Consider the following 16,870-nt stretch of genomic DNA (forward strand, 5'->3'; position numbering starts at 1 on the left):
TCACAAAGTCGTGTCCTTTCACATCACGATCGAAACCTTGCCGCAACTAGTCGGCCTCGCTACAGTGACTCCACTCACACCCGGCCTCGACGCCGGGCGGTGGCGATCACGGCAAATCAAGCGAAGGCCATGGATACCCCGTTCCCCGAAGGGATGGACAGATGTCCGTACCGCAGTACCGGAAGGCTGCGGCGATAGCGCTCGTGGCCGGCCTGGGGCTCAGCCTGACGGCTTGCTCCACGAAGAGCGACGACGCGGCGAAGGACGCCAGCGGCAAGGTCACCATCACCGTCGACTGCCAGCCGGTCGGCGCCCAGAAAGAGCTGCTGAAGAACTGGAACGACGACGTGGTCGAGTTCCAGAAGCAGAACCCGAACATCGTCATCAAGAGCGTCAGCGTCGGCGAGCAGTGCAACAACCCGCCGGACTTCACGGCCCGCCTCGCCGGCGGCACGGTGACCGACGTGTTCTACGGGTACATGACCGATCTCCAGCAGGTGCTCGACTCCGGTCAGGCCATGGACATCACGGAGTACGCCAACAAGGACAGCATCCCGACCTGGGACAGCGTCGACCCGGCGCTCAAGGGGGTCTTCACCGACGGCGGCAAGCTCTACGCCGTCCCGGTGAAGAACTACTCGATGGGCCTGGTCTACAACAAGGTCCTGTTCCAGCGGGCCGGCCTCGACGTGAACAACCCGCCCAAGACGTGGGCGGAGGTCCGGGAGGCGGCCAAGAAGATCTCCGCGCTGGGCAACGGCATCGCCGGCTACTCCGAGTACAGCGCCGGCAACACCGGCGGCTGGCACTTCACCTCCCTGCTCTACTCGCAGGGCGGCCAGGTGCTGAGCGAGGACGGCAAGAAGGCCGACTTCAACAACGCGATGGGCAAGCAGGTCCTGCAGAACCTCAAGGACATGCGGTACGGCGACAACAGCATGGGCAGCCGCCAGCTGCTCCAGTGGGGTGACCTGCTGACCAACGCCGGCGCGGGCAAGGTCGGCATGTTCATCGGCGCCCCGGACGCCACCCAGGCGATCGTCAGCCAGTTCCAGGGCAAGTTCCAGGACTGGGCCATGGGCCCGCTGCCCGGCCAGGACGGCGCGGCGAAGGCGACGCTCGGTGGCGGCGAGGGCTACTTCTTCAAGAAGGGCCTGACCCCCGAGCAGGTCAAGGCCGGTCTGAAGTGGATCGCCTACCAGAAGTTGACCCCGGGTAAGGGCCAGTTCGACTACGTCCGGGCCAAGCCGCAGAACTACCCGGTCGGTCTGCCCCAGCCGCTGCTGTTCGCCAACGGCAGCGACGCCCAGAAGAAGGAGCTGGAGCTGCGTAAGGCGAACGCCAACGTCGACACGGCGAACTTCGCGATCTTCGAGGCGAACCCGGTCCCGATCAAGGGTGAACCCCGCAACGCGCAGGCGATCTACGCGGTGCTCGACGCCGCGATGTCCGGGGTCCTGACGAACCCGAACGCGAACATCGACGCGCTGCTCAAGACGGCCGAGGACAAGGTCAACCAGCTGCTGGCCACCGCCAGCTGAGCCCACGGGTGTGGGGGCCGGCGCACCGGCCCCCACGCCCCGCCCCGTCCCGTCCGGCCACCGACTTCCGCAGGAGAAGCCTTGGCGATCACCACCGTCCCGGGTACCACCAGGCAACCGGGCCGCCCCGAGCGGCCGTACCCGTCGAGCCGCCGCGCGACGAGCCTCGGCCGCAAGGTCCGGGACAACCTCACCGGGCACACGTTCCTGATCGGGGCGCTCGTCTGCTTCGCCGTCTTCTCCTGGTACCCGATGGTCCGCGGCATCGTGATGAGCTTCCAGCGCACCCGCCGGGGCGAGACCACCTGGGTGGGCTGGGACAACTACACCCGCATCATCGCGGACCCCAGCTTCTGGACCGCCTGGAAGAACACGTTCTACTTCACGTTCCTCGCGCTGGTCCTCGGGTACGCGGTGCCGTTCTTCGTGGCGATCCTGCTCAACGAGTTCCGCCACGCCAAGGGGTACCTGCGGATCCTGGTCTACCTGCCGGTGATGCTGCCGCCCGCCTCGGCGCTGTTCCTCTTCAAGTTCTACGCCTACGACCCCAGCGAGGCGGGCCTGTTCAACGCGGTCCTCGCGGCGCTGCACCTGCCGACCTCGGAGTGGATGCAGTCACCCGGGATGACCATGCCGGCCATGGTGCTCGCGTCGACCTGGATGAACATGGGCAGCGCGGTGCTCATCTACCTGGCGGCGTTGCAGAACATCCCCGGCGAACTCTACGAGGCGGCCGAACTCGACGGCGCCGGCATCTGGCGGCGGATCCGGCACGTCACCATCCCGCAGACCCGGCTGATCCTCGCGCTCCTGGCGATGATGCAGATCGTCGCCACCATGCAGCTCTTCATCGAGCCGCTGATCCTCGCCAACGGCGCGGGCACCGGGGACTCGGCGACGTCGGTGGCGTACCTCATCTACCAGCACGGGTTCTTCCAGAACGACCTCAACGGCGCCGCGGCGCTCGGCGTGATCATGCTCGTCGTGCTGGCCGGCTTCTCCGCCGTGTACGTGCGGCTGACCGCGAGACAGGACTAGGACGGACGAGGAATGGCACAGGACTCCGGGACCCGGACCCTCATCTCCCAGGCCCAGCTCGAACGGGGGCGTGGCCGGATCATCTACTGGACGCTGCTCGTCGTGGTCGTCGTGGGGTTCACGCTCGTCTTCATCGGGCCGCTCTACTGGATGGTCACCGGCGCGCTCAAGTCCGGCCAGGAGATCGCGCAGACGCCGCCGTCGCTGTTTCCCAAGGACCCGCAGCCCCAGAACTACGTCGACGCGTGGCGCAACCTGGACCTCGCCAAGCTGCTGTTCAACACGTTCTACTACGCGACCGGCGCGGTGCTGTTCCAACTCGTCCTGGACACGGCGGCGGCGTACTCGCTGTCGAAGCTCCGGCCGATCTTCGGCAACGCGATCCTCGGCCTCATGCTGGCGACGCTCATGATCCCGGCCATGGTCCTCATCGTGCCGCAGTACGTGACCGTGATCGACCTGCCGGTCCTGCACGTCAACCTGCTCGACTCGCCGTTCGCCATCTGGCTGCCGCTGGTCGCCAACGCGTTCAACATCTTCCTGCTGAAACGGTTCTTCGACTCGATCCCCGAGGACCTCATGGCGGCGGCCTTCGTGGACGGGGCGACCCCGCTGCGCACGCTCTGGTCGATCATCCTGCCGATGTCGCGGCCCATCCTCGGCGTGGTCTCGATCTTCGCGGTGACGGCGGTCTGGAAGGACTTCCTCTGGCCGAAGCTGGTCATGCCGTCGCCTGAGACCCGGACGGTCAGCGTCGGCATCTACGCCTTCTCCGGTGGCACCCCCATGAACGTGGTGATCGCCGCCTCGGTCATCGCCGCCATCCCGACCGTCGTGATCTTCCTGATCTTCCAGCGCAACATCATGTCCGGCCTGACCACCGGCAGCCTCAAGGGCTGACCACGCCGGACACCACCGGCGAAACTCCCCGCGGCGACCGACGACCGTTCGCCCGACACATCCAGGTCCGGCGAACCCGCCGACGTACCGACGCAGAAAGCAGGTGCTCGTGTCCACAGCAGACAGCGGTCCGTGGTGGCGTGGAGCGGTGATCTACCAGGTGTACCCGCGGAGCTTCGCCGACGGTGGCGGCGACGGCGTCGGCGACATCGCCGGCATCCGGTCGCGGCTCCGCTACCTGTCCGAGCTCGGCATCGACGCGATCTGGTTCAGCCCCTGGTACCCCTCCCCGATGGCCGACGCCGGCTACGACGTGGCCGACTACCGCGACATCGACCCGGTCTTCGGCACCCTCGCCGAGGCGGAGGCGCTGGTCAGCGAGGCACACGCGCTGGGCATCCGGAGCATCGTCGACATCGTGCCGAACCACTGCTCCGACGCGCACCCCTGGTTCCAGGCGGCCCTCGCCGGCGGGCCGGACGCGCCCGAGCGGGAGCTGTTCTGGTTCCGCCCGGGTCGCGGCCCGAACGGTGACGAGCGGCCCACCGACTGGGTCGGCGAGTTCGGCGGCCCCACCTGGACCCGGACCGTCAACCCGGACGGCACCCCCGGCGACTGGTACCTGCACCTGTTCGCCCCCGAGCAGCCGGACTTCAACTGGGACCACCCGCGGGTGCGCGCCGAGTTCGAGGACGTCCTGCGGTTCTGGTTCGACCGCGGGGTGGACGGCATCCGGATCGACTCGGCCGGGCTGCTGGTGAAGGACGGCACGCTGCCCGAGACCCGGCCCGACCGGCCGCACCCCTTCCGCGACCAGGACGGGGTGCACGAGATCTACCGGGGCTGGCGCCGGGTCGCCGACTCCTACCCCGGCGACCGGGCGCTGATCGGCGAGGTGTGGCTGCCGGACCGGCAGCGGTTCGCCAACTACCTGCGTCCGGACGAGCTGCACGCCGCCTTCAACTTCGACTTCCTCGGCTGCGCCTGGGACGCCTCGGCACTGCGCGAGAGCATCGACGGGACGCTGCACGCGCACGCGCCGGTCGGCGCGCCGGCCACCTGGGTGCTCTCCAACCACGACGTCACCCGGCACGTCACCCGCTACGGCCGGGCGGACACCCGGTTCAGCTTCGCCGCCAAGCGCGAGGGCATCCCCACCGACCTGGAACTGGGCACCCGCCGCGCCCGCGCCGCCGCGCTGCTCTCCCTGGCGCTGCCCGGCGCCGCGTACGTCTACCAGGGGGAGGAGCTGGGGCTCTGGGAGGTCGAGGACATCCCGTACGAGCTGCGCCAGGACCCCATGTGGGAACGGTCCGGCCGGGTCGACCCCGGCCGGGACGGCTGCCGGGTGCCGCTGCCCTGGGCCGGTGACGCCCCGCCGTTCGGGTTCAGCCCCGACGGCGCGGCGGCCGGGCCCTGGCTGCCGCAGCCGGCGGACTGGAAGGACCGCACGGTCCGCGCCCAGACCGGCGACCCGCACTCGATGCTGGAGCTCTACCGGGCGGCCCTCGCGATCCGCCGGTCCGAGGCGGCGCTCGGCGACGGCGCGCTCACCTGGCTGCCCGCCCCCGACCGGGTGCTCGCCTTCGCCCGGGAGCCCGGCTTCACCTGCCTGGTCAACCTCTCCGCTGCCGCCGTGCCCCTGCCCGGGCACGAGCGGCTGCTGCTGGCCAGCGGTCCGCTCGACGACGACCGGCTGCCGCCGGACACCGCGGTCTGGCTGCGCACCGGCTGACCCGTCCCCGGCGCCGGCGGCCCCTCCGCCGGCGCCGTCCGCCGCGCCACCCGAACAGGAGGGAGGGGAGGAACCACCGCACCGCACGGGGGACCTGGCCATCCGACGAAAGGGAGCGCACCCCTCATGGCCGATCACACCACCCCGCACCACCCCCGCCGCAGCCGGCTCCGCGCGGGGCTCGCCGTCCTCGCCGGCGCCGCGCTGGCCGCCACCTCCGTCACCGTCGTGGCGCTCACCACCACCGCCACCCCGGCCCGCGCCGCCGGGCTGTCCCCGTTCGACATCGCCGGTCGCGGCGCGACCGTTCCCTTCGTCGAGCAGGAGGCCGAGAACGCCGCCCACACCGGCACCCGGATCGGCCCCGACCGCCGCTACGGCACCCTCCCGTCGGAGGCGTCCGGCCGGGAGGCGGTCACCCTTGACGCCGTCGGCGAGTACGTCGAGTTCACCCTCACGGCGCCGGCCAACGCGGTCACCTTCCGGTACAGCCTGCCGGACAACGCCGCCGGCACCGGCCGGGACGCGAGCATCGACCTGCGCGCCGGCGGCGCCCTGGTCAGGTCCGTCCCGGTCACCTCCCGGTACGGCTGGTACTACGGCGGCTACCCGTTCAACAACAACCCGGGCGACACCAACCCGCACCACTTCTACGACGAGACCCGCACCCTGTTCGGCACCACGTACCCGGCCGGCACGAAGATCCGCCTCCAGGTCTCCTCGACCGCCCAGTCGCCCACCTTCACCATCGACCTGGCCGACTTCGAGCTGGTCGGCGGGCAGATCGCCAAGCCCACCGGCGCGCTGGACGTGGTCACCGACTTCGGCGCCGACCCCACCGGCGCCACCGACTCGACGGCGAAGTTCCAGGCCGCGGTCGACGCCGGCCGGGCGCAGGGGAGGACCGTCTGGATCCCCGCCGGCACCTTCACGCTCTGGGACCACGTGGTGGTCGACGGGGTTACCCTGCGCGGCGCCGGGCCCTGGTACTCGGTGCTCGGCGGCCGGCACCCCACCGACCGCAAGCGGGCCGCCGGCATCTACGGCAAGTACGTGCCCGGCGGTGGCTACGGCGGCGAGATCCGGTCGCACGAGGCCGGCGGGCCCAGCCGCAACGTCACCCTGCGGGACTTCGCCATCATCGGCGACATCCGCGAGCGGGTCGACGAGGACCAGGTCAACGCCCTGGGCGGGGCCATGTCGAACTCGGTGGTGGACAACCTCTGGTTGCAGCACACCAAGGTCGGCGCCTGGATGGACGGCCCCATGGACAACTTCACCATCCGCAACAGCCGGATCCTCGACCAGACGGCCGACGGGGTGAACTTCCACTGGGGTGTCACGAACTCCACGGTGACGAACACCTTCGTCCGCAACACCGGCGACGACGGCCTGGCCATGTGGGCGCAGAGCGTCCCGAACGTCAACAACGCCTTCACCTTCAACACCGTCGGCGTGACGATCCTGGCCAACAACCTGGTCACCTACGGCGGCCGGGACATCCGGATCACCGACAACGTGACCGCCGACTCGGTCACCAACGGCGGCGGCATCCACGTGGCCAACCGCTATCCCGGCGTGAACGGCCCGACCGCTGTCGCCGGCACCGTGACCGTCGCCCGCAACACCCTCATCCGCAACGGCAACTCCGACTACAACTGGCGCTTCGGTGTCGGCGCGCTCTGGTTCTCGGCGCTCAACGAGCCGATCCAGGGCGCCACCATCAACGTCACCGACACCGACATCCTGGACAGCTCCTACGCGGCGCTGCACTGGATCGAGGGGCAGACCAGCGGGATCAACCTGAACAACGTGCGCATCGACGGCGCGGGGACCTTCGCGCTCCAGGTGCAGGCGCCCAGCCAGGTCAGCTTCACGAACGTGCGGGCCACCGGCATCGCCCAGGCCAACCCCATGTACAACTGCGTCGGCAGCGGCTTCCAGATCACCCAGGGCGCCGGCAACTCCGGCTGGTACTCGGCGAACCCGTACTGCGGGCCGTGGCCCGAGCCGCAGTGGGGCAACGGCCCGTCCACCCCGCCCACCCCGACGCCGAGCCCCACCCCGACGCCGAGCCCGACCCCGACCACCCCGCCGCCGTCGGGCGGCAACCTGGCGCTCGGCCGGCCGGCCACCGCGTCCAGCAGCACCCAGACGTACGCGGCGGCGAACGCCGTGGACGGCAACGCCGGGACGTACTGGGAGAGCGCCAACAACGCGTTCCCGCAGACGCTGACCGTGGACCTCGGCGCGGCGCGCACCGTCGACCGGGTCGTGGTCAAGCTGCCGCCCGGCTGGGAGCGGCGGACCCAGACCCTGTCGGTCCTCGGCTCCACCGACGGGTCGACCTGGACCACGCTGAAGGCGTCGGCCGGCTACACCTTCGACCCCGCCACCAGCAACACGGTGTCCATCCCGCTGGCGGCGGGGGAGCGGCGGCACCTGCGGCTGAGCGTCACCGGCAACACCGGCTGGCCGGCCGGCCAGGCCGCCGAGTTCGAGGTGTACGGAAGCACCGGCACCACCCCGCCGCCGACCACCACGCCGCCCCCGACCACCACCCCGCCGCCGCCCACCGGCAACCTGGCCGCCGGGCGGCCGGTCACCGAGACCAGCCACGCCGACGTGTACGGCGCGGCGAACACGGTCGACGGCAACGCCGGGACGTACTGGGAGAGCGCCAACAACTCGTTCCCGCAGTCGCTCACCGTGGACCTCGGCGCCACGTACCCGGTGTCCCGGGTGGTGCTGAAGCTGCCGCCCTCGTCGGCCTGGCAGACCCGCACCCAGACGCTGTCGGTGCTCGGCTCCACCGACGGGTCGACCTGGACCACCGTGAAGGCGTCGGCCGGCTACACGTTCAACCCGGCCACCGGCAACACCGCCACCATCACCTTCCCGTCCGCCGGGCGCCGGCACCTGCGGCTGACCTTCACCGGCAACACCGGCTGGCCCGCGGGCCAGCTCGGCGAGTTCGAGGTGTACGCCACCTGACCGCCCCGGGGTCCCCGCGGCGCGGCGGGGACCCCGTCCACCCCCCCACCACACCCACCTCTCCACGTCCCCGGAAGAAGGTGTCCCTCCACCATGTCCAGATTCCGTACCCGGCTGGTCGCGGTGCTCGCCGCGGTCGCGCTGGCCGTCGCGGCCCCGCCCCCGTCTCCGGCCGCCGCGGCCGGCGGCCCCAACCTCGCGCTCGGCCGCACCGCCACGGCCAGCAGCGCCAACGGCCCGTACGCGGCCGGCAACCTCACCGACGGCAACGCCGGCAGCTACTGGGAGAGCGCCGGCGGCACGTTCCCCCAGTGGGCCCAGGTCGACCTCGGTTCCGCCCAGTCGGTCGACCAGGTCGTGCTGAAGCTCCCCACCGGCTGGGAGTCCCGCACCGAGACCCTGTCGGTGCAGGGCAGCACCGACGGCAGCACCTTCACCACCCTGGTCGCCTCGGCCGGGCGCACGTTCAGCCCGGCCAACGGCAACACGGTCGCGCTGAGCTTCCCGGCCACCAGCACCCGCCACGTCCGGATCACCGTCACCGCCAACACCGGCTGGGCCGCCGCGCAGCTCGCCGAGCTGGAGGTGTACGGGGCCGCGAACTCCTCCACGAACCTGGCCCTGGGCCGGACCATGGCGGAGAGCGGCCACTCCGACGTCTACGGTGCGGGCAACGCCAACGACGGCAACCCGGCCACCTACTGGGAGAGCGCCAACAACGCGTTCCCGCAGTGGATCCGGGTCGACCTCGGCGCCGCCGTGGCGGTCAACAAGGTGGTGCTGAAGCTCCCCACCGGCTGGCCGGCGCGTACCCAGACGCTCACCGTGCAGAGCAGCACCGACGGGTCCACCTTCGGCACCCTCGCCGGCTCCGCCGGGTACGCGTTCAACCCCGGCAGCGGCAACACGGTCACCGTCACCTTCGGCACGGCCACCACGCGGTACGTACGGTTGCTGTTCACCGCCAACACCGGCTGGCCCGCCGGCCAGCTCGCCGAGCTGGAGGTCTACGGTCCGGCCACCGGCGACACCCAGCCGCCGAGCGCCCCCGGCAACCTGGCCCTCACCGAGCCCGCCGCCGACCAGGTCCGGCTCACCTGGACGGCGTCGACCGACAACGTCGGTGTCACCGGCTACGACGTGTACGCCAACGGCACGCTGCGCACCAGCGTCGGCGGGTCGACCCTCACGTACACCGACACCCAGCCGGCCGGCGCGACCGTCTCCTACACCGTCCGGGCGCGCGACGCGGCCGGCAACCAGTCGGCGCCCAGCAACACCGTCACCCGCACCGGCAACACCGGGGACACCACGGCGCCGACCGCGCCGGGCAACCTGGCGTACACCCAGCCGGCGGCCGGTCAGATCCGGCTGGCCTGGACGGCGTCGACCGACAACGTCGGTGTCACCGGCTACGACGTCTACGCCAACAACGCGCTGCGCGGCAGCGTCAACGGCACGACCCTGACGTACACCGACACCCAGCCGGACACCGCGACCGTCTCGTACTTTGTCCGGGCCCGGGACGCGGCCGGGAACGTCTCGGCGACCTCCAACACGGTCACCCGCACCGGCAGCACCCCGGGCGGCACCAACCTGGCCGCCGGCAAGCCGATCACCGCCTCGTCGGTGGTGCACGTGTTCAACGCGGTCAACGCCAACGACGGCGACGTGACGACCTACTGGGAGGGGGCGCCGGGGGCGTACCCGAGCACGCTGACCGTCGCGCTGGGCGCCAACGCGAGCATCAGCGCGGTCGTCGTCAAGCTCAACCCCGACCCGGTGTGGGGACCCCGCACGCAGACCTTCCAGGTGCTCGGCCGGGAGCAGTCCGCCTCCGGGTTCACCTCCGTGGTCGGCTCGGCGACGTACTCGTTCAACCCGACCAGCAGCAACACGGTGACCATCCCGGTCAGCGCCACCGCCGCGGACGTGCGGCTGCAGTTCACCGCCAACTCGGGCTCGTCCAACGGGCAGGTCGCCGAGTTCCAGGTGATCGGCACCCCGGCGCCGAACCCGGACCTCACCGTCACGGCCCTGTCCGCGGCGCCGTCCGCGCCGGTGGAGACCGACCCGGTCACCCTCTCCGCCACCGTCCGCAACGCCGGCACGGCGCCGGCCGCCGCGTCCGCGGTCACCTTCTCCCTGGGTACGACGAAGGTCGGCACCGCGGCCGTCGGCGCGCTCGCGGCCGGGGCGTCCGCGACCGTGTCGGTGAACATCGGCGCCCGCAACGCCGGCACCTACGAGGTGACCGCCACGGCCGACGAGGCGAACACGGTCATCGAGCAGAACGAGTCGAACAACAGCCGGACGGCCTCGCTGACGGTCAGCGCGGTGCCCAGCTCCGACCTGGTCGCCGGGTCGGTGGCCTGGTCACCCGGCACGCCGAGTGCCGGGGCCACGGTCGGCTTCACCGTGTCGATCCGCAACCAGGGCACGATCGCCTCGGCCGGCGGGGCGCACGGCATCACGCTCACCGTGCTCAGCGACACCGGCGCGGTGGTGCGCACCCTGACCGGCTCGTACAGCGGCGCCCTGGCGGCCGGGGCGACCAGCCCGGCGGTCAACCTGGGCAGCTGGACGGCGGCGAACGGGCGGTACACCGTGCGGGTCGTGCTCGCCGCCGACGCCAACGAGCTGCCGGTCAAGCAGCAGAACAACACCAGCGAGCGGCCCCTCTTCGTCGGGCGGGGCGCGAACGTCCCGTACGACATGTACGAGGCCGAGGACGGCCGGGTCGGCGGCGGGGCGCAGGTGCTCGGGCCGAACCGGACCATCGGCGACCTGGCCGGCGAGGCGTCCGGCCGCCGGGCGGTCACCTTGAACACCACCGGCGCGTACGTCGAGTGGACCACCCGGGCGCCCACCAACACCCTGGTGACCCGCTTCTCCATCCCGGACGCCCCGGGCGGCGGCGGGATCGACTCGACGTTGAACATCTACGTCAACGGGGTGCTGCACAAGCCGATCAACCTCACCTCGAAGCACATCTGGCTCTACGGAGCCGAGGCCGGCCCCAGCGATTCCCCAAGCGCCGGCGCGCCCCGCCACCTGTACGACGAGGCCAACGTGATGTTGAACTCGACGGTCCCGGCCGGCGCCACCATCCGGCTCCAGAAGGACCCGGCCAACAGCACCACGTACGCGATCGACTTCGTCAACACGGAGCTGGTGTCGCCCCGGGCCAACCCGGACCCGGCCCGGTACGCGGTGCCCAACGGCTTCAGCCACGCCGACGTGCAGAACGCGCTGGACGCCGTCCGGATGGACCCGACCGGAAACCTGGTCGGCGTCTACCTGCCGCCGGGCACCTATGACACCGCCCAGAAGTTCCAGGTGTACGGCAAGCCGGTCAAGGTGTTGGGCGCGGGCATGTGGTACACCCGCTTCCAGACGCCCACCAACCAGCAGAACACCGACGCCGGTTTCCGGGTGGAGTCGTCGGCGAGCGGCTCGACCTTCGCCCATCTGGCCTTCTTCGGCAACTACACCAACCGGATCGACGGCCCGGGCAAGGTGTGGGGCGAGCTGAAGGACGTCGACAACATGACGCTGGACAGCGTCTGGGTCGAGCACACCGTCTGCGCGTACTGGGGGGTGAGCGTGAGCGGCCTGACCATCCGGGACAGCCGCTTCCGGGACACCTTCGCCGACGCGGTGAACATGACCAACGGCAGCACGAACAACCTGGTCACCAATTCGGAGGGCCGCTCCAACGGCGACGACGCCTTCGCGCTGTTCTCCGCGACCGACCAGGGCGCCTCGGGCGGCAACCACGGCAACGTGTTCGAGAACCTGACCGCCACCCTGACGTGGCGGGCGGCCGGGGTGGCGGTGTACGGCGGCTACGACAACGTCTTCCGCAACCTGTACATCGCCGACATGCTGACGTACTCGGGAATCACCGTCAGCTCGCTGGACTTCGGCTACCCGTTCGTCGGTTTCGGGGCCAGTCCGCCCACCCAGTTCCAGAACGTCTCGCTGATCCGGGCGGGTGGGCACTTCTGGGGTCAGCAGACCTTCCCGGCCCTGTGGCTCTTCTCCGCCTCCAAGGAGTTCCGCGGCATCCGGATCTCCGACGTGGACATCGTCGACCCGACGTACTCCGGGATCATGTTCCAGACCAAGTACAACGGCAGCCAACCGGAGAACCCGGTCACCGACACGGTCCTGACCAACGTGTCGATCTCCGGGGCGAAGCGCAGCGGTGACGCGTTCGACGCCAAGTCGGGCTTCGGCATCTGGGTCAACGAGATGCCCGAGGCCGGGCAGGGCCCGGCGGTCGGCTCCGCCACCTTCACCAACCTCCGGCTCACCGACAACTACCAGGACATCCGGAACACGACCAGCACGTTCACCATCAACCGGAACTGATCCTCGGGTCAGCGGCGCCGCCGGGAGGCCCCGTCCTCCCGGCGGCGCCGGGCTGCTCGCTCACAGCCCGGCGCAGGCCGTGCCGTTCACCGTGCAGCCCTCCGGTTCCGTGGCCGCCAGGTTCGGATCCCGCACGTCGAACCGGATGGTGGCCGAGCCGCCCGGCGGCACCGCCGCCCCGGTGAAGGTGACCACGGTGCCGTCCTGCTTCGCCTCGGCCCCGTTGACGCCGCTGACCGTCGCGTCGTCGCCGAGCGTCACGGTCACCGTCCAGCCGGACCTCGAAGCCGGACCGGGATTGCTCAGCACCACCTGGCCGCGGTAGCCGAAGACCCGGTCGGAGACGGTCTCGTAGCTGGCCGCCAGCGGCGCGGCCGGCGTCGGGCTGAGGCTGGGCGTACGGGTGGGGGAGGCGGACGGGGTCGGGCTCGGCGAGGCGCTGCGGCGGGTGGCCGACGGCGTGGGCCGGGACGGGGTGGCCCGGGGCGGCGCGCTGCTCGCCGTGGGCGCGGTCAGCGACGCCGACGGTGTCGACGCCGGCTGGGCGGCCGGCGCCGTGGGCGCGGGTCGGGTGGCCCACACGGTCACCCCGGCGGCCACGCCGAGCACCGCCAGCACCGCGGCCACGAGCAGCGCCCGCCGGCGACCGGCCCGCCTGCGCGCCTCACCGGGCCGGACCACCGGCAGCTCGGCGGTCAGCCCGCCCTCGGCCCGGCGCAGGTCGATCTCCTGGAACGCGACCCAGTCGAGGATCGCCGGGAGCCGTCCGGTCACCGCCCGCTGGTGCTGCTCCGCGCGCCGGTCGGCGTCCCAGTCGCCCTCCTCCAGCACCTCCCGCACGGACAGCCGCGAACCGTGGCCGATGGGGACCAGGTCGCACGCCAGCCGGGTGCTCCGGTCGCCCTCGCGGCAGCGCAGCACCAGCCGCTCCGGCGCGCGCAGCTCGACCACCTCCACCTCGGTGTCGGCGTCGTAGCCGGGCAGCCCTCCGGTCCGCAGCAGCGTCCGGTCGCCCAGCGACTCGCTGCCGGCGAACCACTTGGCGAGCAGCGCCCGTTCCGTCAGCGCCCGCCAGATTCGTGCCGGCGGGTGGGACAGGTCGACCTCGGTGGCGATCTCGATCACGCGGAGACTCTAAGGCCAGCCCGTCCCAGCATGGGGAACGGGCGACCGGCTACTCCGTGGACCGGTCCGGGTCGCCGTCGTGCCAGCGGGCACGGAACGCCGCCTCGCCCGCCTCGTGGCTGGCCTTCTCCTCGTAGACCGCCCGGCGCAGCGCGGTGCGGGCATCCGCCATCATCGCCAGCTCGACCGCGACGAGCGCGACGCAGATCGCGGTGAGCAGCCCGAGCGCGGCGAGCGCGGGCAGGTGCCGGGCGACCGGGAGCCCGACGGCGAGCGCCGCGAGAGTGCCCAGCCGGCTCCACGACAGGGTCCCCAGGGTGCGCCACTGGAACGCCATGTCGGCGACGAGATAGATCATCACCCCGGCGAAGAGCAGCGGCACGGCCGGTCCGTGGCCCCGCTCGGCCACCCCGCCGACCGGGTCGGTGATCGTCCGCACCAGCTCCTCCGCGCCGATCGCGAACAGGATCACCCCGGCGATCATGGGCAGGTAGAGGTAGGCGTACGCGTCCCTTGCCATCGCCACGCGCGGCCGGCCCTCGGCGGCGTGCAGCGCGATCCGGGCGGCCGGGCCGATCATGTCGAAGTGCACCCACCAGAGTGCCGCCGTGAACAGGATGCCGAAGATCGCCGCAGGGATGGCCGGCCAGGTGACCGGCTTGCCGAGCAGGTTGCCGCCGACGCCGACCGAGATCACCGACTCGCCCAGCGCGATGATCAGGATCAGGTCGTAGCGCTCGGTCCAGTGCTCGGCGGAGGTGATCTGCCAGCCCTTCGTGCCGGAGAGCAGGCCGCTGGCGTACTGCACGACCACCACGCCGATCCAGAGCCCGTCGCGCAGCCACAACCCGAGTTCCGGGTCCGCGACCCTCGGCGGGAGCAGCGCCGCGACCAGCAGCAGGCAGGTGGTGATCAGCACCTCGGGGACGAACTGCCACAGCTTGCGCCGGCCCGCCGGGTCGCCCCGGGTCGCGGACACGTAGAGCGACAGGTGCACGGCGCGGATCACCACGTAGCTGACGGTGACCAGCATCGGCCCGGCGGTGCCCTGCTGGAGGTCGCCGAAGGTCTGCGGCAGGGCCAGCGCGAAGGTGAACAGCGCGATCATGCCGATCACCATGAGCGCGGGGACGAAACCCTCACCCAGCCGGAGCCGGCTGGCCACCACGCTGTGCACCACCCAGCACCACCAGAGCACGGCGAGGACCAGCATGGCGTGCAGCAGTTCGCGCCCGGTCACGTTCGCCGCGGTGGCCCGGGTGATGAGGAAGAACGACACCACGAAGACGAGGTCGAAGAAGATCTCGAACTTGTCCACCCGGGCGGCCGGGGCGATCGGCATGGCGGGACCCAGCCCCTTGCGCCACCGGTCGCCGCCCACCGCACGAGTCTGTCAGCGCCGGACCGGCCGGCGGGGCGGAATCGATCGCCCTTGCGCCCCGCCCGGACTGTCGTCGCCGCTCAGGTGGTGGGCCGTCCCAGGTAGGTGAGCGGGCCCGCGTCCGGCACCGGGATCACATGGAAGCCCAGCCGGTCGTAGAAGCCGCGGGCGGGGACGTTGGCGGTGACCATGCCGACGTGCAGCGCGGGCGCGCCGGCCCGGGCGGCGGCGGCCAGGAACGTCTCCAGCAGCCGCCGGCCGTGGCCGCGCCCCTGGTGGCCGGGGAGCAGGTCGATGTGCAGGTGGGCCGGATAGTCGGCCAGCTCCGGCAGGAGCATCCGCTCGGGGCGGTGGTGCAGGGCGATCATCTCCTCGTCCGGCGTGCGCGGGGTGCCGGACGGCTCGGGGTAGCGGTGGGCCAGCCGGGGGATCCAGACGCGCCGGTAGGCCTGGACGAAGGCGGGGGTGTCGGCGGTGCCGACCACGTAGCCGACCACCCGGCCGGCGTCGGCCAGCACGAACGCCAGATCCGGCTCGAGGTGCACGTAGGGGCCGGCGAAGAGGTCGGGCATGAGGTCGTCGGAGGCGTACCTCCCGCGGGCGTCGCCGCCGGCGTCGGCGGTGCGGACGCAGATGTCGTAGACCGCGTCGTGGTCGGCGGGCCGGTACGGCCGCACGGCCGCCGTGGATGTCGTGGTGCCGCTCATGCCGGGACCGTACGGCGTGGTATCGCTCTCACCGAAGCCCCGCCGGTGGCTCACCCGCCCAGCCGCTGGCGGGCCAGGAACTTCGGCACCACCATCCGCCACGCCTCGCACACCAGCTCGGTCATCTGGGCGTGGTCGAGCCGTTCCAGGTGGCAGCAGACCCAGTTGAACCGCAGGTCGGAGGGGCGAGGCAGGAAGAACAGCGCCGGCTCGGCGGCGATCAGCCCGTCGCGCTGCTCCTTCGGGTAGCCGAAGCCCATGGTCCGCTCGTCGCGGCTGAACGCGACGTAGACGATCGCGCCGACCCGGAACTTGACCCGGTCGTGGATCAGGTGCTCGCTGGTGCGGGGCAGCGTGCGGGCCAGGGCGCGGACGTCGTCGACGGTCACCACGCCGAGCACGCTAGCCCCACGGTGCGACAGTCAGCCGGCCGCCGGGGCGGCGTGGGCGAGCGCGGCCCGCAGGGTGTCGGTCAGCGGGTGGTCCGGTTGCTCGATCCACTGCTGGACGGCGACCCGCAGCGTGGCCAGGAGGGTCGCGGCCAGGATCCGGGCGCGCAGCGGCACGTCGGGGCCGGTGAGCCGGCGGGCGATCTCCCCGACGAGTTCCCGCTCGATCGCCGTGTACGCGGCCACCTGGTGCGCCAGCAGGCCCGGGTTGCCGTGCAGCCGGCGGCGCCGGTTGAGCCAGGACTCGGCGGGCTCGTCGTACATCTCGTCGGCCTGGCGCAGGGCGGCACCGCTCAGCGCCGCCCACGGCGTCAGGTCGGCGGGTTGCTCGGCGATCAGGTCGAGCAGCCGGCGCAGCCGCACGGTGTCGCCGTAGAAGAGGGCCTCCTCCTTGCTGGAGAAGTAGTTCGAGAAGGTGCGCCGGGACACGTTGGCGGCGTCGGCGATCGCCTCGACGGTGACCCGGTCCGGCCCCTGCTCGGCGGCGAGACGCAGGGCCGCCTCGTGCAGGGCGAGGCGGGTGGCCGCCTTCTTCCGCTCGCGCAGCCCGGTGGACTCCTCCATGGCTCCCCAGCGTACGTGATCCGTTTCTCAATGAGCAAACTTGCCTGATGCGCAAGATT

Annotated in this window: 11 protein-coding genes; 6 read left to right on the top strand and 5 right to left on the bottom strand. The window is 71.6% G+C overall.

Translation table 11 applies throughout. The features are described 5' to 3' along the window. The first annotated feature begins 161 nt into the window (after positions 1-161). From ACQP12_RS13415 to ACQP12_RS13440, 6 genes are all read left to right on the top strand, one after another. Positions 162-1,541 carry an ABC transporter substrate-binding protein gene (locus tag ACQP12_RS13415; RefSeq protein WP_433287897.1) on the top strand — a complete coding sequence of 460 codons (1,380 nt, stop codon included), beginning with the start codon at positions 162-164 and terminating at the stop codon, positions 1,539-1,541. A gap of 81 nt (positions 1,542-1,622) precedes the next feature. Next, positions 1,623-2,579, top strand: coding sequence for a carbohydrate ABC transporter permease (locus tag ACQP12_RS13420; protein WP_433287899.1), 957 nt, complete (start codon positions 1,623-1,625; stop codon positions 2,577-2,579). 12 nt (positions 2,580-2,591) lie between these two features. After that, positions 2,592-3,479: a carbohydrate ABC transporter permease gene (locus ACQP12_RS13425; protein WP_433287901.1), complete on the top strand. Its 888-nt coding sequence runs from the start codon at positions 2,592-2,594 to the stop codon at positions 3,477-3,479. A gap of 109 nt (positions 3,480-3,588) precedes the next feature. Continuing rightward, a complete protein-coding gene (locus ACQP12_RS13430) occupies positions 3,589-5,214 on the top strand; it encodes a glycoside hydrolase family 13 protein (protein ID WP_433287903.1) in 1,626 nt (541 codons plus the stop codon). A gap of 126 nt (positions 5,215-5,340) precedes the next feature. Beyond that, complete coding sequence (locus tag ACQP12_RS13435) at positions 5,341-8,208, top strand: discoidin domain-containing protein (RefSeq protein ID WP_433287905.1); 2,868 nt, start codon at positions 5,341-5,343, stop codon at positions 8,206-8,208. A 93-nt stretch (positions 8,209-8,301) separates the two neighbouring features. Then, complete coding sequence (locus ACQP12_RS13440; RefSeq protein ID WP_433287907.1) at positions 8,302-12,585, top strand: discoidin domain-containing protein; 4,284 nt, start codon at positions 8,302-8,304, stop codon at positions 12,583-12,585. Positions 12,586-12,645: 60 nt separating this feature from the next. Here ACQP12_RS13440 and ACQP12_RS13445 read toward each other — a convergent pair whose 3' ends face one another. The 5 genes from ACQP12_RS13445 to ACQP12_RS13465 form a co-directional block, all read right to left on the bottom strand. Next, positions 12,646-13,710 (bottom strand): SRPBCC domain-containing protein, encoded by a 1,065-nt coding sequence (locus tag ACQP12_RS13445; RefSeq protein WP_433287909.1) that lies wholly within the window; start codon positions 13,708-13,710, stop codon positions 12,646-12,648. A gap of 49 nt (positions 13,711-13,759) precedes the next feature. Then, positions 13,760-15,091, bottom strand: coding sequence for a low temperature requirement protein A (locus ACQP12_RS13450; RefSeq protein WP_433287911.1), 1,332 nt, complete (start codon positions 15,089-15,091; stop codon positions 13,760-13,762). 80 nt (positions 15,092-15,171) lie between these two features. Continuing rightward, positions 15,172-15,798, bottom strand: a complete 627-nt coding sequence (locus ACQP12_RS13455) for a GNAT family N-acetyltransferase (RefSeq protein ID WP_433287913.1) — start codon at positions 15,796-15,798, stop codon at positions 15,172-15,174. Positions 15,799-15,848: 50 nt separating this feature from the next. After that, the gene (locus ACQP12_RS13460; RefSeq protein WP_433287915.1) at positions 15,849-16,190 is read right to left on the bottom strand and encodes an MmcQ/YjbR family DNA-binding protein; all 342 of its coding nucleotides are present in this window, start codon (positions 16,188-16,190) and stop codon (positions 15,849-15,851) included. 30 nt (positions 16,191-16,220) lie between these two features. Further along, positions 16,221-16,811 carry a TetR/AcrR family transcriptional regulator gene (locus ACQP12_RS13465; RefSeq protein WP_433287917.1) on the bottom strand — a complete coding sequence of 197 codons (591 nt, stop codon included), beginning with the start codon at positions 16,809-16,811 and terminating at the stop codon, positions 16,221-16,223. Between the last annotated feature and the right edge of the window lie 59 nt (positions 16,812-16,870).

The organism is Micromonospora sp. CA-244673, assembly GCF_050948395.1.
Lineage (GTDB): Bacteria > Actinomycetota > Actinomycetes > Mycobacteriales > Micromonosporaceae > Micromonospora.